The organism is Pseudomonas sp. AAC (assembly GCF_000725445.1).
GTDB classification, from domain to species: domain Bacteria; phylum Pseudomonadota; class Gammaproteobacteria; order Pseudomonadales; family Pseudomonadaceae; genus Pseudomonas; species Pseudomonas citronellolis.
Genome location: NZ_KL647095.1, coordinates 938,933 through 957,698, shown reverse-complemented (window position 1 = coordinate 957,698; position 18,766 = coordinate 938,933). Strand labels below are relative to the sequence as shown.

Here is an 18,766-nt window from a genome sequence, read left to right as displayed (position 1 = left end):
CGGCTTCAGCACAAGGACGTGCACCCTATCCCGACGTCAGAGGGCGCCCTGCGCCCTGCTGTCGGCGCCGGGAGCGTCCGGATGATCCTGCTGTGCCATCCGGGCGAGCTGGCCGAGGGGCGGACCCGCGGCTTCCAGGTCGAAGGCCTGAAGGTCTTCGCCGTGCGCTGCCAGGGCCGCGTCCATGTCTACCGCAACCGCTGCCCGCACCGCGGCGTGCCCCTGGAATGGGAGGCCGACCGCTTCCTCGATGCCAGTGGTGCGCTGCTGCAGTGCGCCCACCACGGCGCGCTGTTCCTCATCGAATCCGGCGAATGCATCCAGGGCCCCTGCCTGGGCGAGGTGCTCGACAGCCTGCCGTGCCGCGAGGACGGGCAGGGGCTGTGGATAAGCCTGTCCGAGGATGACTGAGAACCAGTCTACGACCTGCTGCGCGTCGGCATAACTGCGTTAAAAACAGGCGAGCGATGCTCATTTGGCGGACTAAACCGCGCGCTCTCGCCTGTTTCAGCCTTGTTCTGCTCCAGCTCGCGAGATCGTAGACAGGCTCCGAGCGCCCTACAGCTCGATGCGCAGCGGCCGGCTCAGGCGGATTTCGCTGACGTCGATGTCCGCGCCATAGGCCAGCATCTCGACGCCGGCGTCACGCGCCTCGCGCAGCGCCGCGGCATAGGCCGGGTCGATTTCCTCCGCCGGGCGCACCGCCTCGATGCCGGACAGGTTCACGCAATACAGCAGCACCGCGCGGGTGCCCTGCCGCGCGAGCGCCGCCAGCTCGCGCAGGTGCTTGGCCCCGCGGGTGGTGACCGCATCGGGGAAGGCCGCCACCGGCGTGGCGTCGAAGCCCAGGGTGACGCTCTTCACCTCGACGAACACCGGCCCGGCGGCGAACTCCAGGCGGAAGTCCGCGCGGCTGCTCTCCACGCCGTAGGCGACTTCCCGGCGCAGCGCGGCGAAGCCGGCCAGCTCGGCGACGCTCCCGGCCAGCAGGGCCTCCTCCACCAGGCGGTTGGCGCGCCCGGTGTTGACGCAGGCCAGGCGCCCCTGGGGCGTCTCGCTCAGCTCCCAGGTGCCCGGCAGCTTGCGCCTGGGGTCGTCCGAGCGGCTGAACCACACCCGGCAGCCCTCGCTCATGCAGTTGAGCATGGAACCGGTGTTCGGGCAGTGGATGGTCAACTGCTCGCCGCCGGCGGTTTCGATATCGGCGAGGAAGCGCTTGTAGCGGCGCAGCAGGCGCGCCTCTTCCAGTTCCGGAGCGAAGCGCATCAGGGCCGCCAGCTCTTCAGGCCGCGGGCGATGCGCTCCACCGCCTGTTCCAGGCGCTCCAGGTTCTGGGTGTAGGCGAAGCGCACGTGGTGGTCGGCCTGGTAGCGGCCGAAGTCCACCCCCGGGGTGAAGGCCACGTGCTCGGTCTCGATGAAGTGCTGGCAGAAGCGGTAGGCGTCGCCGCCGAAGGCGCTGATGTCGGCGTACAGATAGAAAGCCCCTTCCGGTTCCACGGCGATGCCGAAGCCCAGCTCGCGCAGGGCCGGCAGCAGATAGTCGCGGCGACGAGCGAACTCGGCGCGGCGCTCTTCGAGGATGGCCAGGGTGCCCTCCTCGAAACAGGCCAGCGCGGCGTACTGGGCCATGCTAGGGGCGCTGATGTAGAGGTTCTGCGCCAGCTTCTCCAGCTCGCCCACCGCCTCCGGCGGCGCCACCAGCCAGCCCAGGCGCCAGCCGGTCATGCCGAAATATTTGGAGAAACTGTTGAGGACGAAGGCCTCGTCGTCCACTTCCAGCACGCTGCTGGCGTCCACGCCGTAGGTCAGGCCGTGGTAGATCTCGTCCACCACCATGTGCCCGCCGCGGGCCTTCAGGGCCTGCGACAACGCGGCCAGTTCATCCTTGTGCAGCAAAGTGCCGGTAGGATTCGCCGGCGATGCCAGCAAAGCGCCTACACTGTCCTGATTCCAGTGCGCATTCACCAGCTCCGGGGTGAGCTGGTAACGGCTCTGCGGGCCCACCGGCACCAGTTGCGCGGCGCCCTCCACCAGGCGCAGGAAGTGACGGTTGCACGGGTAGCCGGGGTCGGCCAGCAGCCAGTGGCGGCCCGGGTCGACCAGCAGGCTGCTGGCCAGCAGCAGGGCGCCGGAACCGCCCGGGGTGACCAGGATGCGCTCGGGGTCGATGGCCAGGCGGTAGCGCGAGGCGTAGAAGCCGGCGATGGCCTCGCGCAGCTGCGGCAGGCCGCGGGCCGCGGTGTAGCGGGTGTGGCCGGCGGCCAATGCGGCCTGGCCGGCGGCGACTATGGGCGCGGCGGTGCTGAAGTCCGGCTCGCCGATCTCCAAGTGGATGACGTCGTGGCCGGCGGCCTGCAGCTCGTTGGCTCGCGCCAGCAACGCCATGACGTGGAAAGGTTCGATGGCGCGGCTGCGGGCACTGAAGGAAGAAACCATGGGAAATACCGAACTTTGCGACGAAGAGGCGATTCTAACCAAGCCATCGGCGGGTGGCAGCAGGCTCGACAACCGGGAGTAGCATCGCGATTATCGATCTGGTAAGTTCGCCCGCTTGCGAGCGCGGGGCCGGCGTCGACCGGAGAGGGACCATCCGCGACAGGATTAGCGAGAGTGAGAGGCGGCCACACATGCCCACCAATGCAAAACAGCAGAGCAGCCAACTGATTCGTGGCTTCGAGCCCTACCAGGAAACCAAGGGCGAGGAGTACATGAGCGAGCGCATGCGCGCCCACTTCACCTCCATCCTCAACAAGTGGAAAGTTGAGCTGATGGAAGAAGTCGATCGCACCGTGCACCACATGCAGGACGAAGCGGCCAACTTCCCGGACCCGGCCGACCGCGCCAGCCAGGAAGAGGAGTTCAGCCTCGAACTGCGCGCCCGAGACCGCGAGCGCAAGCTGATCAAGAAGATCGACGAGACCCTCCAGCTGATCGAGGACAACGACTACGGCTGGTGCGACTCCTGCGGCGTGGAGATCGGCATCCGCCGCCTCGAAGCCCGCCCCACCGCGACCCTCTGCATCGACTGCAAGACCCTCGCGGAAATCAAGGAAAAGCAGCTCGGCTCCTGATGCCGGCGGCTTTTCGCGAACGGGGCGCCTAGGCGCCCCGTCGCGTTTGTGCGGCGCTCCCCGCCCCTGACCACAAGCCTGCGCCATGCCCGACTCCCGCTACACCGGACGCTTCGCCCCCACCCCCAGCGGCTACCTGCATTTCGGCTCGCTGGTCGCCGCCGTCGCCTCCTACCTGGACGCCCGCGCCGTTGGCGGGCGCTGGCTGGTGCGCATGGAAGACCTCGACCCGCCGCGGGAAATGCCCGGCGCCCAGGCCGCCATCCTGCAGACGCTGGAGCGCTACGGCTTCGAGTGGGACGGCCCGGTCGAACGCCAGAGCGAGCGCGGCGAAGCCTACGCGGCGGTGGTCGAGCAGTGGCTGCGCAGCGGCCTGGCCTACGCCTGCACCTGTTCGCGCAAGCAACTCGAAGGCTCCGGCGGCATCTACCCCGGCACCTGCCGCAACGCCGGCCACGACTGGCATGGCGAGGTGGCCATCCGCATCCGCGTGCCGGAACTGGAATACGCCTTCGTCGACCGCATCCAGGGCGAGTTCCGCCAGCACCTGGGCCGCGAGGTGGGCGACTTCGTCATCCGCCGCCGCGACGGCCTCTATGCCTACCAGTTGGCGGTGGTGCTGGACGACGCCTGGCAGGGCGTGACCGACATCGTCCGCGGCGCCGACCTGCTGGACAACACCCCGCGCCAGCTGTACCTGCAGGAACTGCTCGGGGTGGCCCATCCGCGCTACCTGCACGTGCCGCTGATCGTCCAGCCCGACGGCCACAAGCTGGGCAAGTCCTACCGCTCGCCGCCGCTGGCCGCCGAGCAGGCCGCCCCGCTGCTGCTGCGCGCCCTGAAGGCCCTGGGCCAGGCCGCGCCGGCGGAACTGGCCGGCGCCACCCCGGCCGAGGTGCTGGCCTGGGGCGTGGCGCACTGGGACGCCGCGCGCATCCCCCGCGTACTGACGCTGGAAGACGCCCGGCTCTAAGATGATGGGAGGGGCCATGCGCCCCGGCTTGCAGGCGCCCATCGGCTGCCTGTAGCCTGCCGTCCGCACAACGAGAGGCATGACATGTACATCTACCGACTGGTGCTGCTCCTGGTCGTGGGCATCTACCTGTTCTCGCCCGCCATCATGGACTGGTGGATCGACCCCAACGGCGCCTGGTATCGCCCTTACCTGCTGTGGCTGATTCTCATAGTCGTGACCTTCATCCTGCAGAGCCAGCGCGATGCTGACGAGCTTTAGCCTCACCCAGCTGATCCTGATCAGCGCCGTCTACCTGACCACCCTGTTCGGTGTCGCCTGGATCACCGAGCGCGGCTACGTGCCGCGCCGCCTGGTGCGCCACCCGCTGGTGTACACCCTGTCGCTGGGCGTCTACGCCAGCGCCTGGGCCTTCTATGGCACCGTCGGCCTGGCCTACCAGTACGGCTACGGCTTCCTGGCCATCTACCTGGGGGTGTCCGGGGCCTTCCTGCTGGCGCCGGTGCTGCTCTACCCGATCCTGCGCATCACCCGCGCCTACCAGTTGTCGTCGCTGGCCGACCTGTTCGCCTTCCGCTTCCGCAGCACCTGGGCCGGCGCGCTGACCACGCTGTTCATGCTGATCGGCGTGCTGCCCATGCTGGCCCTGCAGATCGAGGCAGTGACCAACTCCATCAGCCTGCTGACCCGCGGCGCCGACGCCAACAGCGCGGCGCTGGCGTTCTGCGCGCTGATCACCCTGTTCGCCATCCTCTTCGGCGCCCGCCACATCGCCACCCGCGAGCGCCACGAAGGGCTGGTGATGGCCATCGCCTTCGAATCCCTGGTCAAGCTGATCGCCCTGGGCTCCATCGGCCTGTTCGCCCTCTACGGCGTGTTCGGCGGCCCCGACGGCCTGGAAGTGTGGCTGCTGCAGAACCAGGAGGCCCTGAGCACCCTGCACACGCCGCTGGCCGAAGGCCCCTGGCGCACGCTGCTGCTGGTGTTCTTCGCCTCGGCCATCGTGATGCCGCACATGTATCACATGACCTTCACCGAGAACCTCAACCCGCGCGCCCTGCTCAGCGCCAGCTGGGGCCTGCCGCTGTTCCTGCTGCCGATGAGCCTGGCGGTGCCGCCGATCCTCTGGGCCGGCCTGCACCTGGGCGCCTCGACCAACCCGGAATACTTCACCCTCGGCCTGGGCATGGCGGTGGACAGCCCGGCCCTCGCCCTGGCCGCCTTCATCGGCGGCATCTCGGCGGCCAGCGGGCTGATCATCGTGATGACCCTGGCGCTGTCGGGCATGGTCCTCAACCACCTGGTGCTGCCGCTGTACCAGCCGCCGGCCGAGGGCAACATCTACCGCTGGCTGAAATGGACGCGGCGGGCGCTGATCGCCACCATCATCCTGCTCGGCTACGGCTTCTACCTGCTGCTGGGCTCGGAGCAGGAACTGTCGAACCTGGGCATCGTCTCCTTCGTCGCCACCCTGCAGTTCCTCCCCGGCGCGCTCTCGGTGCTCTACTGGCCGGCGGCCAACCGCCGCGGCTTCATCGCCGGCCTGCTGGCGGGCATGCTGGTGTGGGGCGCCACCATGCTGGTGCCGCTGATGGGCAACGTGCAGACCCTGCACATCCCGCTGTTCGACTCGCTGTACGTGCTCGACGAGGCCAGCTGGCACCTGGCCGCCCTCGCCTCGCTGGCGGCCAACGTGCTGGTGTTCACCCTGGTGTCGCTGTTCAGCGAGCCCAGCGACGAGGAAAAGGGCGCCGCCGAAGCCTGCGCGGTGGACAACGTGCGCCGCCCGCAGCGCCGCGAACTGCTCGCCGTCTCGCCGCAGGAATTCGCCAGCCAGTTGGCCAAGCCGCTGGGCGCCAAGACCGCGCAGAAGGAAGTGGAGCAGGCCCTGCGCGACCTGCACCTGCCCTTCGACGAGCGCCGCCCCTATGCCCTGCGCCGCCTGCGCGACCGCATCGAGGCCAACCTCTCCGGGCTGATGGGCCCAAGCGTGGCCCAGGACATGGTCGAGACCTTCCTGCCCTACAAGGCCAACAGCGAAAGCTACGTCACCGAGGACATCCACTTCATCGAGAGCCGCCTGGAGGACTACCACTCGCGGCTCACCGGCCTGGCCGCGGAACTGGACGCCCTGCGCCGCTACCACCGGCAGACCCTTCAGGACCTGCCGATGGGCGTGTGCTCGCTGGCCAAGGACCAGGAAGTGCTGATGTGGAACCGCGCCATCGAGGAACTCACCGGGGTGCCCGCGCAGCGCGTGGTCGGCTCGCGCCTGTCGGCCCTGCCGGATCCCTGGAAGGGCCTGCTGGAAGGCTTCATCGAGGCCCCCGACCAGCACCTGCACAAGCAGCGCCTGGCCATCGACGGCCAGACGCGCTGGCTGAACCTGCACAAGGCGGCCATCGAGGAACCCCTGGCGCCGGGCAACAGCGGCCTGGTGCTGCTGGTCGAGGACCTCACCGAGACGCAGTCCCTGGAAGACAAGCTGATCCACTCCGAGCGCCTGGCCTCCATCGGCCGCCTGGCCGCCGGCGTGGCCCACGAGATCGGCAACCCCATCACCGGTATCGCCTGCCTGGCGCAGAACCTGCGTGAAGAGCGCGAGGGCGACGGCGAACTGACCGAGATCAGCGCGCAGATCCTCGAACAGACCAAGCGCGTCTCGCGCATCGTCCAGTCGCTGATGAGCTTCGCCCACGCCGGCGGCAAGCAGGTGGCCGCCGAGCCGGTATGCCTGGCCGACGTCACCCAGGAAGCCATCAGTTTGCTATCGTTGAACCGGCGCAGCGTCGAAGTGCAGTTCTTCAACCTGTGCGACCCGGACCACTGGGTGGAGGGCGATGCCCAGCGCCTGGCCCAGGTACTCATCAACCTGCTGTCCAACGCCCGCGACGCCTCCCCGCCCGGCGGCGCCATACGGGTACGCAGCGAAGCCTCGGAGAACACCGTCGACCTCATCGTCGAAGACGAAGGCAGCGGCATTCCCAAGTCCATCATCGATCGCCTGTTCGAGCCCTTCTTCACCACCAAGGACCCCGGCAAGGGGACCGGCCTGGGCCTCGCACTGGTCTATTCGATCGTGGAAGAGCATTATGGGCAGATCACCATCGACAGCCCGGCCGATCCGGAACGCGAATGCGGCACCCGCATCCGCGTGACCTTGCCGCGGCATCCTGGCCCGACGGCCGAGCAGTAGACGAGCACGTCGAGAGAGCTGAATACATGGCACATATCCTCATCGTCGAAGACGAAACCATCATCCGTTCCGCCCTGCGACGGTTGCTCGAGCGCAACCAGTACCAGGTCAGCGAGGCCGGCTCGGTCCAGGAGGCCCAGGAGCGCTACAGCATTCCGTCCTTCGACATGATCGTCAGCGACCTGCGCCTGCCCGGCGCCCCCGGCACCGAACTGATCAAGCTGGCCCAGGGCACCCCGGTGCTGATCATGACCAGCTACGCCAGCCTGCGCTCGGCCGTGGACTCGATGAAGATGGGCGCGGTGGACTACATCGCCAAGCCCTTCGACCACGACGAGATGCTCCAGGCCGTGGCGCGCATCCTCAAGGACCGCCAGGAAGGCCGTGGCGCCAGCGCCGAGGCACGGGGTAACACCCGCGCGGCGGGCGAGCGCGGTAACGGTAACGCCGCCCCGGCCGAGGGCGAGATCGGCATCATCGGCTCCTGTCCGCCGATGCTCGAGCTGTATTCGAAGATCCGCAAGGTCGCCCCCACCGACTCCAATGTCCTGATCCAGGGCGAGTCGGGCACCGGCAAGGAACTGGTGGCGCGCGCCCTGCACAACCTGTCCAAGCGCACCAAGGCGCCGCTGATCTCGGTGAACTGCGCGGCCATCCCGGAAACCCTGATCGAATCCGAACTGTTCGGCCACGAGAAGGGCGCCTTCACCGGCGCCAGCGCCGGCCGCGCCGGCCTGGTGGAAGCCGCGGACGGCGGCACCCTGTTCCTCGACGAGATCGGCGAACTGCCGCTGGAAGCCCAGGCCCGCCTGCTGCGCGTGCTGCAGGAAGGCGAGATCCGCCGTGTCGGCTCGGTGCAGTCGCAGAAGGTCGACGTGCGCCTGATCGCCGCCACCCACCGCGACCTGAAGATGCTGGCCAAGACCGGGCAGTTCCGCGAAGACCTCTATTACCGCCTGCACGTCATCTCGCTGAAGCTGCCGCCCCTGCGCGAGCGCGGCAGCGACGTGATGGAGATCGCCCGCGCCTTCCTGGCGCGCCAGTGCTCGCAGATGGGGCGCGCCCCGCTGAGTTTCTCCCACGAGGCCGAACAGGCCATCCGCCATTACCCGTGGCCGGGTAACGTGCGCGAGCTGGAGAACGCCATCGAGCGCGCGGTGATCCTCAGCGAAGGCCAGGAAATCCCCGCCGACCTGCTGGGCATCGACATCGAGCTGGACGATCTGGAGGACGACTTCGTCGACGAGACGGAGGTGCGCAACGCCGTGGCGGCCAACAACCACGAGCCCACCGAGGACCTGTCGCTGGAGGACTACTTCCAGCATTTCGTCCTCGAGCACCAGGACCACATGACCGAGACCGAGCTGGCCCGCAAGCTGGGTATCAGCCGCAAATGCCTGTGGGAACGGCGCCAGCGCCTGGGCATCCCGCGGCGCAAGTCGGGGGCCTCGGCCGACTCCTGAGGTGCGCACAGCTGTTACCGCGGACATCCCGCGTAACAAAAGCCGGGTTCATCGGTAACGATAACCCGGCTTTTTTGTGCCTGCCCGAAACCCCTTCCTACAGCTAAACCCTTGAAAAATAAGGATTCTCAAAAGTTGGCACGGCATCTGCTTTGTTATTGGCACAACAACAATAACAAGCACGAAACCACAGAACAAAAACAACACGTAACGACTCCAGCACAACAAAAACAAAATCGCGGAGGCGCAGCTAACTGATTCTTTTGGAGGAGAGTAGCTGGCGGGAGAAATCCCGCAACCGATCGAAGAACAATAAAACTGCCTCGAGGCAGCGGCGAAATCGGTTGGATCGAAAGATCACTGCTCACTCAGCGACCAAAGCAATCCGTTTGCTCTTGTCGATCCCGAATGGGAATGCCTCGAAGCGGCTAGCCTCGAGGACGGGTCTACAAACAAAAACAACAAGCCCGGCATCATAACAAGAACAAAGCACGCACCTACTTGGGGGGGAGCTTCGGCTCCCCCAGTAGCTTTCCCCGCTCTCCCCTGCTTCCCTCTCCTTCCTTCGTTCCCCATCTCCTGCGCCCCGATGCTAGAATCCGAACCCGTTCGGATATACAACGCATCAGAATTACCGCCGATTGTTTCCGCTGGCCATGCTTTTCAAGCATGATGGGCTGCCTGCCGACTGCGACCACCGGCCAGGGCACGCTGCGTTGCGCGACGCAATCCACCCCAACCTGTTAATAGTGCCTCCATGCTGAAAAAGCTGATCTCCTCCCTTCGCTCTCCCTTGCGCCGCAAGCGCGCAGTCCGCACCACTCCGGAAATCGTCGGCAGCAACCAGCATCCGCTGCGTCGCGAGCAGTTCAGCCGGCATGCGGTGAGCGTGGTGGACCGGCTGCAGAAGGCGGGATACCAGGCCTACATCGTCGGCGGCGGCGTCCGTGACCAGTTGCTGGGCATCGCCCCCAAGGACTTCGACGTGGCCACCAGCGCCACCCCCGAGCAGGTGCGCGCCGAATTCCGCAACGCGCGGGTGATCGGTCGGCGTTTCAAGCTGGTGCACGTGCATTTCGGCCGCGAGATCATCGAGGTGGCCACCTTCCGTGCCCACCACCCGCAGGAAGAAGGCGAAGGCGACAGCAACCAGGCGTCGCGCAACGAGGCCGGGCGCATCCTGCGCGACAACGTCTACGGCACCCTGGAAGACGACGCCCAGCGCCGCGACTTCACCATCAACGCCCTGTACTTCGACTGCAGCGACGAGCGCATCCTCGACTACGCCCACGGCGTGCACGACATCCGCAACCGCCTGGTGCGCCTGATCGGCGACCCCGAGCAGCGCTACCTCGAAGACCCGGTGCGCATGCTGCGCGCGGTGCGCTTCGCCGCCAAGCTGGACTTCGAGATCGAGAAGCACAGCGCCGCGCCGATCCGCAAGCTGGCGCCGCTGCTGCGCGAGATTCCCTCGGCGCGGCTGTTCGACGAAGTGCTCAAGCTGTTCCTCAGCGGCCGCGGCGAGCGCACCTTCGAGCTGCTGCTCGAATACGAGCTGTTCGCCCCGCTGTTCCCGGCCAGCGCCAAGGCCCTGGCCCGCGACCCGGAGTACACCGGCAAGCTGATCCGCCAGGCCCTGGCCAACACCGATCTGCGCATCCACCAGGGCAAGCCGGTCACTCCCGCCTTCCTCTTCGCCGCCCTGCTCTGGCCGGCCCTGCCGGCGCGCGTGGCGCAGTTGCAGGAGCGCGGCATGCCGCCGATCCCGGCGATGCAGGAAGCCGCCCACGAACTGATCAGCGAGCAGTGCCAGCGCACCGCCGTGCCCAAGCGCTTCACCATCCCGATCCGCGAGATCTGGGACATGCAGGAACGCCTGCCGCGACGCCAGGGCAAGCGCGCCGATCTGCTGCTGGAGAACCCGCGCTTCCGCGCCGGCTACGACTTCCTGCTGCTGCGCGAGAGCGCCGGCGAGGAAACCGGCGGCCTCGGCGACTGGTGGACCGACTACCAGGACGCCAGCGACGGCGAACGCCGCGGCATGATCCGCAACCTGGCGGCCAGCCCGGACGATGGCGGCGCTGCCCCGCGCAAGCGTCGCCGCGGCGGTGCTAGCCGTCGCCGCCGTGGCCCGCGCAGCGAGGGGGCCGGCAACGAGTGAGCGAGCGCGTCTATCTCGGCCTGGGCAGCAACCTTGCCGATCCCCTGGGCCAACTGCGCGCCGCCATCGAAGCCCTGCGGGCCATCCCGCAAACCACGCTGGCCGCGGTTTCGCCCTTCTACATCAGCGACCCGCTGGGCCCGCCGGACCAGCCGCGCTACGTCAACGCCGTGGCCGCGCTGGACACCGAGCTTGCGCCCCTGGCCCTGCTCGACGCCCTGCAGGCCATCGAGCTGGAACAGGGCCGCGTGCGCAAGGACGAACGCTGGGGCCCGCGCACCCTCGACCTGGATATCCTGCTGTTCGGCGAGCGCCAGCTCGACGAGCCGCGCCTGACCGTGCCGCACTACCACATGCACGCCCGCGCCTTCGTCCTCTACCCCCTGGCGGACCTGGCGCCGCAGCTGCGCCTGCCCGACGGCCGCAGCCTGTCGGAACTGCTGGCGGATTGCCCATTCGCCGGTCTCGAACGGCTATCCTGATCGTCACCCCAGTTGGCGGTAACGCCGTAACAGTCCGGTAACACCTGCGATTGACTTCGCTCCGCCCCATCCGGACTATAGGTGCCCCGCGCCGGCGCCAGCCGGCCCAACGAGGACCGTTTTCATGCCTGATGTCACCCTGACCACCCTGCAAGGCCTGAAGCAAAGCGGCGAGAAGATCGCGATGCTCACAGCCTACGATGCCACCTTCGCCCAGGCGGCCAGCGCCGCGGGCGCGGAGATGCTGCTGATCGGCGACTCCCTCGGCATGGTGCTGCAAGGCCACGACAGCACGCTGCCGGTCACGGTCGAGGAAATGGCCTACCACACCGCCTGCGTGAAGCGCGGCAACCAGGGCGCGATGATCGTCACCGACCTGCCCTTCGCCTCCGGCACCTCGCTGCAGCGCCTGCTGGACGACGCGGTCAAGGTCATGCAGGCCGGCGCCCACATGGTCAAGCTCGAAGGCGGCGCCTGGCTGGCCGAGCCCATCGTGCGCCTGGCGCAGATGGGCGTGCCGGTGTGCGCGCACCTGGGCCTGACTCCGCAATCGGTCAACCTGTTCGGCGGCTTCAAGGTCCAGGGTCGCCAGGAAGCCCAGGCCCGCCAGCTGCGCGCCGACGCCATCGCCCTGGAGCAGGCCGGCGTGGCCATGCTGCTGCTGGAGTGCGTGCCCAGCGCCCTGGGCCAGGAGATCAGCGAAGCGGTGAAGATCCCGGTGATCGGCATCGGCGCAGGCCCCGGCACCGACGGCCAGGTGCTGGTGATGCACGACATGCTCGGCCTGTCGCTGTCCGGCCGCGCGCCCAAGTTCGTGAAGAACTTCATGGAAGGCCAGGACAGCATCCAGGGCGCCTTCGCCGCCTACGTCAAGGCCGTGAAAGACGGCACCTTCCCCGGCCCCGAACACGGATTCTCCGCATGAACACCGTCAAGACCGTCCGCGAACTGCGCGCCGCCGTCGCCCGCGCGCGCGGCGAAGGCAAGCGCATCGCCCTGGTGCCGACCATGGGTAACCTGCACGCCGGCCACGCCGCCCTGGTGGCCAAGGCCGGCCAGCGCGCCGACTTCGTGGTCGCCAGCATCTTCGTCAACCCGCTGCAATTCGGCCCCAGCGAAGACCTGGACAAGTACCCGCGCACCCTCGCCGCCGACCAGGCCAGGCTGCTGGAAGCCGGCTGCCACCTGCTGTTCGCCCCGGGCGTGGAAGAGATGTACCCCGACGGCATGCAAGGCCAGACCAAGGTCAGCGTGCCCGGCGTTTCCGAGGGGCTGTGCGGCGGCAGCCGCCCGGGCCACTTCGACGGCGTCGCCACCGTGGTCTGCAAGCTGCTGAACATGGTGCAGCCGGACATGGCGCTGTTCGGCGAGAAGGACTTCCAGCAACTGGCGGTGATCCGCAAGCTGGTGCGCGACCTGAACATCCCCGTGCAGATCTTCGGCGAACCCACCGTGCGCGCCGAGGACGGCCTGGCGCTGTCCTCGCGCAATGGCTACCTGAACGAGGACGAGCGCGCCCGCGCGCCGGTCATCCAGCGCACCCTGCGGCAGCTCGCCGAGGCCCTGCGCGGCGGCTCGCGCGACTTTCCGGCGCTGCTCGAAGAGGGCCGCCGGCAGATCGAGGCCGCCGGCCTGCGGGTGGACTACCTGGAGATCCGCGAGGCCCTGAGCCTGCGCCCCGCCGACGCCGGCGACCGGCAGGTGGTGGTCCTGGCCGCCGCCTTCCTCGGCAAGACCCGCCTGATCGACAACCTGCCGCTGCAGCTCGACTGACCCGCCGTTACCCGCCCAGGCCGCGCCGCACGCGGCTTGAGGCCGGGTAACAGGTTGGGCATACTCTGCCGCCGTCCGCGCCAAGCCCCACAACAACAGGAGCGCCCGCCATGCACAGCATCATGCTCAAGGCCAAGCTGCACCGCGCCGAAGTCACCCACGCCGTCCTCGACTACGAAGGCTCCTGCGCCATCGATGGCGAGTGGCTGGACCTCGCCGGTATCCGCGAGTACGAACAGATCCAGATCTACAACGTCGACAACGGCGAGCGCTTCACCACCTACGCCATCCGCGGCGAGGAAGGCTCGCGGATGATCTCGGTCAACGGCGCCGCCGCGCACAAGGCCAAGGTGGGTGACCGGGTGATCATCTGCGCTTATGCTCAATACAGCGACGCCGAGCTCGCCAACTACCAGCCGCGCATGCTCTACATGGCCCCGGGCAACCAGCTCAGCCACACCAGCAACGCCATCCCGGTGCAGCTCGCCTGAACCGTCAAAGCCCGGAACCCCCGGGCTTTTTCACGCTCCAACGCACGTCACACCCCCGAAGGTACCGCATGGAACACCACCTCACCCCGCTGGATGCCACTCGCCTGCCGAGCTGGCAGGCATTGGCCGAGCACCGCAAGGATCTGCAGGACTTCAGCATGCGCCAGGCATTCGCCGGCGATCCGAAGCGTTTCGAGCGTTTCTCCCTGAGCGCCTGCGGCCTGTTCCTCGACTTCTCGAAGAACCTGATCCGCGAGGACACCCTCGGCCTGCTGGTCAAGCTGGCGGAAGAAGCCCAGCTGGGCGAGGCCATCCAGTCCATGTTCCGCGGCGAGGTGATCAACGCCTCCGAGCGCCGTCCGGTGCTGCACACCGCGCTGCGCCGGCCGATCGGCGACAAGGTGCTGGTGGACGGCGTCGACGTGATGCCGGAAGTGCACCGCGTGCTGCACCAGATGACCGAGCTGGTCAGCTACGTGCACAACGGCCTGTGGCGCGGCTACACCGAGAAGCCCATCACCGACGTGGTGAACATCGGCATCGGCGGCTCCTTCCTCGGCCCGCAGCTGGTCTCCGAGGCCCTGCTGCCCTTCGCCCAGAAAGGCGTGCGCTGCCACTACCTGGCCAATATCGACGGCAGCGAGTTCCGCGAGCTGACCAGCAAGCTGAACGCCGAGACCACCCTGTTCATCGTCTCCTCCAAGTCCTTCGGCACCCTGGAGACGCTGAAGAACGCCCAGGCCGCACGCGCCTGGTATCTGGCCCAGGGCGGCAACGAAGCCGAGCTGTACCGCCACTTCATCGCGGTTTCCAGCAACAAGGAAGCGGCGGTGGCCTTCGGCATCCGCGAAGAGAACGTGTTCCCCATGTGGGACTGGGTCGGCGGGCGCTACTCGCTGTGGTCGGCCATCGGCCTGCCGATCGCCATGTCGGTGGGCATCAACAACTTCAAGGAGCTGCTGTCCGGCGCCTACAGCATGGACCAGCACTTCCAGAGCGCGCCCTTCGCCCGCAACATCCCGGTGCTGCTGGGCCTGCTCGGCGTCTGGTACGGCGACTTCTGGGGCGCGCGCAGCCACGCCATCCTGCCCTACGACTACTACCTGCGGAACATCACCGACCACCTGCAGCAGCTGGACATGGAGTCCAACGGCAAGAGCGTGCGCCAGGACGGCACCCCGGTCAGCGCCGGCACTGGCCCGGTGATCTGGGGCGGCGTCGGCTGCAACGGCCAGCACGCCTACCACCAGTTGCTGCACCAGGGCACCCAGCTGATCCCGGCGGACTTCATCGTCCCGGTCTCCAGCTACAACCCGCTGGCCGACCACCATCAGTGGCTGTACGCCAACTGCCTGTCGCAGAGCCAGGCGCTGATGCAGGGCAAGACCCGCGCCGAAGCCGAGGCCGAGCTGCGCGCCAAGGGCCTGGACGAGGCCGAGGTGCAGCGCCTGGCGCCGCACAAGGTGATCCCCGGCAACCGCCCGAGCAACACTCTGGTGCTGGAGCGCATCAGCGCCCGCCGCCTGGGCGCGCTGATCGCCATGTACGAGCACAAGGTCTACGTGCAGAGCATTCTCTGGGGCATCAACGCCTTCGACCAGTGGGGCGTGGAGCTGGGCAAGGAACTGGGCAAGGCCGTCTACGGGCGCCTGGTCGGCAGCGAGGAAAGCCCGGCCGAGGACGCCTCCACCCAGGGCCTGATCGACTTCTTCCGCGGCCGCCACCGCGGCTGATTCCCGCCCTAACGTAGGGCGAATAACCGTTCGCGGTTATCCGCCGATACACCGAGGCCGCAGCCAACGCCCAGCTCAACCCCGGAGCCGCCGGGGACCAAGGCCAAACGGCGGATAACGCCGTAGGCGTTATGCGCCCTACGCCAGGCCCGACCATGACGTAGGGCGAATAACCGTTCGCGGTTATCCGCCGATACACCGAGGCCGCAGCCAGCGCCCAGGTCAACCCCGGAGCTGCCGGGCACCAAGGCCAAACGGCGGATAACGCCGTGGGCGTTATCCGCCCTACGCCTCCCCAACCGAACTGCCGGCCATCCCTCCAAGGCTTGAACCGGGCCGCGCATTGGCCCAGTCTTGAACCAGACGCCTTAGCAAAACATCACAACAACAAGGATATCGTCATGTTCGAAATCACCGCTCACCCGGTGCCGGACGCCGTTCGCCAGCGTGCCTACCTCGACGAGGAGGGCTACCGGCGCCTCTACCGCCAATCCATCGAACAACCGGACGTGTTCTGGGGCGAGCAGGCCAAGGCCCTGCTCGACTGGTTCAAGCCCTGGCACTCCGTGCACCACGGCGACCTGGCCCGCGGCCAGGCCAGCTGGTTCAAGGGCGGCCAGCTCAACGTCGCCTACAACTGCATCGACCGCCACCTGGAACAGCGCGGCGAACAGGTCGCCATCATCTGGGAAGGCGACAACCCCGCCGAGTCCGCCCACATCACCTACCGCAAGCTGCACAGCCATGTCTGCCGCCTGGCCAACGTGCTCAAGAGCCGCGGCGTGGAGAAGGGCGACCGGGTGTGCATCTACATGCCGATGATCCCCGAGGCGGCCTACGCCATGCTGGCCTGCGCGCGCATCGGCGCCATCCATTCTGTGGTGTTCGGCGGCTTCTCGCCGGACTCCCTGCGCGACCGCATCCTCGACGCCGACTGCCACACCGTGATCACCGCCGACGAAGGCGTGCGCGGCGGCAAGTACATCCCGCTCAAGCAGAACGTGGAAAAGGCCCTGCAGGACTGCCCGAACGTCTCCACCGTGGTGGTGGTGCAGCGCACCCAGGGCAAGGTGCCCTGGGTCGAGGGCCGCGACCTCTGGTACCACGAGGCCCTGCACGGCGTCAGCGAGGACTGCCCGCCCGAGCCCATGGACGCCGAGGACCCGCTGTTCATCCTCTACACCTCCGGCTCCACCGGCAAGCCCAAGGGCGTGCTGCACACCACCGGCGGCTACCTGCTGGGCGCGGCCATGACGCACAAGTACGTGTTCGACTACCACGAAGGGGACATCTACTGGTGCACCGCCGACGTCGGCTGGGTCACCGGGCACAGCTACATCGTCTACGGCCCGCTGGCCAACGGCGCCACCACCCTGATGTTCGAGGGCGTGCCCAGCTACCCGGACGCCTCGCGCTTCTGGCAGGTGATCGACAAGCACCAGGTGAACATCTTCTACACCGCGCCCACCGCCATCCGTGCCCTGATGCGCGAAGGCGAGGAACCGGTGAAGAAAACCTCGCGCGCCAGCCTGCGCCTGCTCGGCTCGGTGGGCGAGCCGATCAACCCCGAGGCCTGGGAGTGGTACTACCACGTGGTCGGCGAGACGCGCTGCCCGATCGTCGACACCTGGTGGCAGACCGAGACCGGCAGCATCCTCATCACCCCGCTGCCCGGCGCCACCTCGCTCAAGCCCGGCTCGGCGACCCTGCCGTTCTTCGGCGTGCAGCCGGTGCTGCTGGACGAGCACGGCAAGGAGATCGACGGCCCCGGCGCCGGCGTGCTGGCGATCAAGGCCAGCTGGCCGAGCCAGATCCGCAGCATCTACGGCGACCACCAGCGCATGGTCGACACCTACTTCAAGCCCTATCCCGGCTACTACTTCACCGGCGACGGCGCGCGCCGCGACGAGGACGGCTACTACTGGATCACCGGGCGCGTCGACGACGTGATCAATGTCTCCGGCCACCGCATCGGCACAGCCGAGGTGGAAAGCGCCCTGGTGCTGCACGACGGCATCGCCGAGGCCGCGGTGGTGGGCTATCCCCACGACCTCAAGGGCCAGGGCATCTACGCCTTCGTCACGCCGATGAACGGCGTCGAGCCCAGCGAAGAGCTGAAGCAGGAACTGCTGGCGGTGGTCAGCAAGGAGATCGGCAGCTTCGCCAAGCCGGAAGTGCTGCAGTGGGCGCCGGGCCTGCCGAAGACGCGCTCGGGCAAGATCATGCGGCGCATCCTGCGCAAGATCGCCTGCAACGAGCTGGACAACCTCGGCGACACCTCGACCCTCGCCGACCCCGGCGTGGTCCAGGGGCTGATCGACAATCGCCTCAACAGGTGAAGGGCGGCTGCAAGCTGCAAGACAGAGCGCCTGCGGTTAAGCTAACCGTATGCACCACTTGTAGCTTGACGCTTGAGGCTTGCAGCTCGTCGACATGGAAACCGTTCGCCGTCATATCGAAAGCCAGGTCCTGAGCCTGACCGGACTCGCCCTTGGGGGCGTCGATTTCGAATCCCCCAAGGGCGACCCGGGCCTGTTCGGCCCCGACTCGGCCTGCTGGAAAGTCCATGGCGACTTCAGCTCCATGCTCATCGGCGGCATCAGCGCCCTGCTCCTGCAGATGCTCCATCCCGCCGCCCTGGGCGGCGTCTGGGACCACTCCAACTTCCGCGCCGACATGCTCGGCCGCCTGCGCCGCACCGGCCAGTTCATCTCCACCACCACCTACGGCTCGGTGGCCGACGCCGAAAAGCTGATCGCCCGGGTGCGGCGCATCCACGACAACGTCAGCGGCACCCTGCCCGACGGCACGCCCTATGCGGCCAGCGATCCGGACCTGCTGACCTGGGTGCACGTCGCCGAGGTCAGTTGCTTCCTCAAGTCGCACCTGCGCTACCTGAACCCCGAGCTGCCCGGCAGCGAGCAGGATCGCTACTACGACGAGATCGCCCTGGTCGCCGAACGCCTGGGCGCCCGCGACGTGCCGCGCTCGCGCCTGGAGGTGGCCGAGTACCTGGAGCGCATGCGCCCCCAGCTGCGCTACAACGAGCGCACCCGCGACGTGGTCGAGGTGCTGCTCGACGCCCCGGCGCCCAGCTCCCTGGCCAGGCCCTTCAGCGCGCTGATGATGCGCGCCGGCATCGACCTGCTGCCGGACTGGGCCGCCGACATGCTCGGTTTCTCCCTGCGCCCGCTGCAACGCCAGTTGATCCGCACCAGCGTGAAGCGCAGCGTGCCACTGCTGCGCTGGGCGGTGCGCAACGGCTCGCTGCATCGCGCGCGCCGGCGCATGGGCCTGCCGCCGCTGCGCTGACCGGCCGATCCCGCGCCTGACTCAGCGGTTCGGAGAGTGGTCGGCCATGCCCGCCTGTGCAACCATGCCCGCTCGTTCGCCGCGGCCCGCGCCGCCCCCATGCTGAGGA

At 67.9% G+C, this 18,766-nt stretch carries 16 protein-coding genes; 14 read left to right on the top strand and 2 right to left on the bottom strand.

The genetic code is table 11. The annotated features are described in order from the left end of the window. Positions 1-81: 81 nt before the first annotated feature. Positions 82-411, top strand: a complete 330-nt coding sequence (locus FG99_RS09730; protein WP_043269051.1) for a Rieske (2Fe-2S) protein — start codon at positions 82-84, stop codon at positions 409-411. A gap of 147 nt (positions 412-558) precedes the next feature. On the opposite strand, the gene sfsA is transcribed toward FG99_RS09730, so the two are convergent. Together sfsA and FG99_RS09720 are read right to left on the bottom strand one after the other, a co-directional pair. Further along, positions 559-1,266 carry a DNA/RNA nuclease SfsA gene (gene sfsA / locus FG99_RS09725; protein WP_043269048.1) on the bottom strand — a complete coding sequence of 236 codons (708 nt, stop codon included), beginning with the start codon at positions 1,264-1,266 and terminating at the stop codon, positions 559-561. Continuing rightward, complete coding sequence (locus FG99_RS09720) at positions 1,266-2,438, bottom strand: pyridoxal phosphate-dependent aminotransferase (RefSeq protein WP_043269046.1); 1,173 nt, start codon at positions 2,436-2,438, stop codon at positions 1,266-1,268. The genes sfsA and FG99_RS09720 overlap by 1 nt, the downstream gene beginning before the upstream one ends. Before the next feature lie 191 nt (positions 2,439-2,629). On the opposite strand from FG99_RS09720, the gene dksA reads away from it, so the two are divergent. The 13 genes from dksA to FG99_RS09655 all read left to right on the top strand — a co-directional run bounded on the left by dksA (position 2,630) and on the right by FG99_RS09655 (position 18,657). Continuing rightward, on the top strand, positions 2,630-3,073 hold the full coding sequence (gene dksA, locus FG99_RS09715; RefSeq protein ID WP_009612973.1) for an RNA polymerase-binding protein DksA: 444 nt from the start codon (positions 2,630-2,632) through the stop codon (positions 3,071-3,073). A gap of 85 nt (positions 3,074-3,158) precedes the next feature. After that, positions 3,159-4,046: a tRNA glutamyl-Q(34) synthetase GluQRS gene (gluQRS, locus tag FG99_RS09710; protein ID WP_043269043.1), complete on the top strand. Its 888-nt coding sequence runs from the start codon at positions 3,159-3,161 to the stop codon at positions 4,044-4,046. 84 nt (positions 4,047-4,130) lie between these two features. Beyond that, positions 4,131-4,307: a hypothetical protein gene (locus tag FG99_RS32045; protein ID WP_003095129.1), complete on the top strand. Its 177-nt coding sequence runs from the start codon at positions 4,131-4,133 to the stop codon at positions 4,305-4,307. Continuing rightward, entirely contained in the window at positions 4,291-7,242 is a 2,952-nt protein-coding gene (locus FG99_RS09700) for a sensor histidine kinase (RefSeq protein ID WP_043269041.1), read from the top strand. The genes FG99_RS32045 and FG99_RS09700 overlap by 17 nt, the downstream gene beginning before the upstream one ends. A gap of 26 nt (positions 7,243-7,268) precedes the next feature. Next, positions 7,269-8,705: a sigma-54-dependent transcriptional regulator gene (locus FG99_RS09695; RefSeq protein WP_043269039.1), complete on the top strand. Its 1,437-nt coding sequence runs from the start codon at positions 7,269-7,271 to the stop codon at positions 8,703-8,705. A gap of 757 nt (positions 8,706-9,462) precedes the next feature. Beyond that, positions 9,463-10,866 (top strand): polynucleotide adenylyltransferase PcnB, encoded by a 1,404-nt coding sequence (locus FG99_RS09690; RefSeq protein ID WP_043269037.1) that lies wholly within the window; start codon positions 9,463-9,465, stop codon positions 10,864-10,866. Further along, entirely contained in the window at positions 10,863-11,348 is a 486-nt protein-coding gene (gene folK, locus FG99_RS09685; RefSeq protein ID WP_043269035.1) for a 2-amino-4-hydroxy-6-hydroxymethyldihydropteridine diphosphokinase, read from the top strand. The genes FG99_RS09690 and folK overlap by 4 nt, the downstream gene beginning before the upstream one ends. A gap of 124 nt (positions 11,349-11,472) precedes the next feature. After that, positions 11,473-12,273 (top strand): 3-methyl-2-oxobutanoate hydroxymethyltransferase, encoded by an 801-nt coding sequence (gene panB, locus FG99_RS09680; protein ID WP_009613015.1) that lies wholly within the window; start codon positions 11,473-11,475, stop codon positions 12,271-12,273. Further along, entirely contained in the window at positions 12,270-13,121 is an 852-nt protein-coding gene (panC, locus tag FG99_RS09675; RefSeq protein ID WP_043269033.1) for a pantoate--beta-alanine ligase, read from the top strand. Before panB ends, panC begins: the two co-directional genes overlap by 4 nt. A gap of 110 nt (positions 13,122-13,231) precedes the next feature. Continuing rightward, positions 13,232-13,612 (top strand): aspartate 1-decarboxylase, encoded by a 381-nt coding sequence (gene panD, locus FG99_RS09670; protein WP_009613020.1) that lies wholly within the window; start codon positions 13,232-13,234, stop codon positions 13,610-13,612. 68 nt (positions 13,613-13,680) lie between these two features. Continuing rightward, on the top strand, positions 13,681-15,345 hold the full coding sequence (gene pgi / locus FG99_RS09665; protein WP_043269031.1) for a glucose-6-phosphate isomerase: 1,665 nt from the start codon (positions 13,681-13,683) through the stop codon (positions 15,343-15,345). Between the two features lie 401 nt (positions 15,346-15,746). Next, complete coding sequence (gene acs, locus FG99_RS09660) at positions 15,747-17,684, top strand: acetate--CoA ligase (protein WP_043269029.1); 1,938 nt, start codon at positions 15,747-15,749, stop codon at positions 17,682-17,684. 94 nt (positions 17,685-17,778) lie between these two features. Beyond that, positions 17,779-18,657, top strand: coding sequence for an oxygenase MpaB family protein (locus FG99_RS09655; RefSeq protein ID WP_009613024.1), 879 nt, complete (start codon positions 17,779-17,781; stop codon positions 18,655-18,657). Positions 18,658-18,766 lie beyond the last annotated feature (109 nt).

Bases quoted from the DNA above. Each gene is read 5' to 3' on its own strand.
- FG99_RS09730 (WP_043269051.1), top strand. From the start codon at position 82: ATGATCCTGCTGTGCCATCCGGGCGAGCTGGCCGAGGGGCGGACCCGC.
- sfsA (WP_043269048.1), bottom strand. From the start codon at position 1,266: ATGCGCTTCGCTCCGGAACTGGAAGAGGCGCGCCTGCTGCGCCGCTAC.
- FG99_RS09720 (WP_043269046.1), bottom strand. From the start codon at position 2,438: ATGGTTTCTTCCTTCAGTGCCCGCAGCCGCGCCATCGAACCTTTCCAC.
- dksA (WP_009612973.1), top strand. From the start codon at position 2,630: ATGCCCACCAATGCAAAACAGCAGAGCAGCCAACTGATTCGTGGCTTC.
- gluQRS (WP_043269043.1), top strand. From the start codon at position 3,159: ATGCCCGACTCCCGCTACACCGGACGCTTCGCCCCCACCCCCAGCGGC.
- FG99_RS32045 (WP_003095129.1), top strand. From the start codon at position 4,131: ATGTACATCTACCGACTGGTGCTGCTCCTGGTCGTGGGCATCTACCTG.
- FG99_RS09700 (WP_043269041.1), top strand. From the start codon at position 4,291: ATGCTGACGAGCTTTAGCCTCACCCAGCTGATCCTGATCAGCGCCGTC.
- FG99_RS09695 (WP_043269039.1), top strand. From the start codon at position 7,269: ATGGCACATATCCTCATCGTCGAAGACGAAACCATCATCCGTTCCGCC.
- FG99_RS09690 (WP_043269037.1), top strand. From the start codon at position 9,463: ATGCTGAAAAAGCTGATCTCCTCCCTTCGCTCTCCCTTGCGCCGCAAG.
- panB (WP_009613015.1), top strand. From the start codon at position 11,473: ATGCCTGATGTCACCCTGACCACCCTGCAAGGCCTGAAGCAAAGCGGC.
- panC (WP_043269033.1), top strand. From the start codon at position 12,270: ATGAACACCGTCAAGACCGTCCGCGAACTGCGCGCCGCCGTCGCCCGC.
- panD (WP_009613020.1), top strand. From the start codon at position 13,232: ATGCACAGCATCATGCTCAAGGCCAAGCTGCACCGCGCCGAAGTCACC.
- pgi (WP_043269031.1), top strand. From the start codon at position 13,681: ATGGAACACCACCTCACCCCGCTGGATGCCACTCGCCTGCCGAGCTGG.
- acs (WP_043269029.1), top strand. From the start codon at position 15,747: ATGTTCGAAATCACCGCTCACCCGGTGCCGGACGCCGTTCGCCAGCGT.
- FG99_RS09655 (WP_009613024.1), top strand. From the start codon at position 17,779: ATGGAAACCGTTCGCCGTCATATCGAAAGCCAGGTCCTGAGCCTGACC.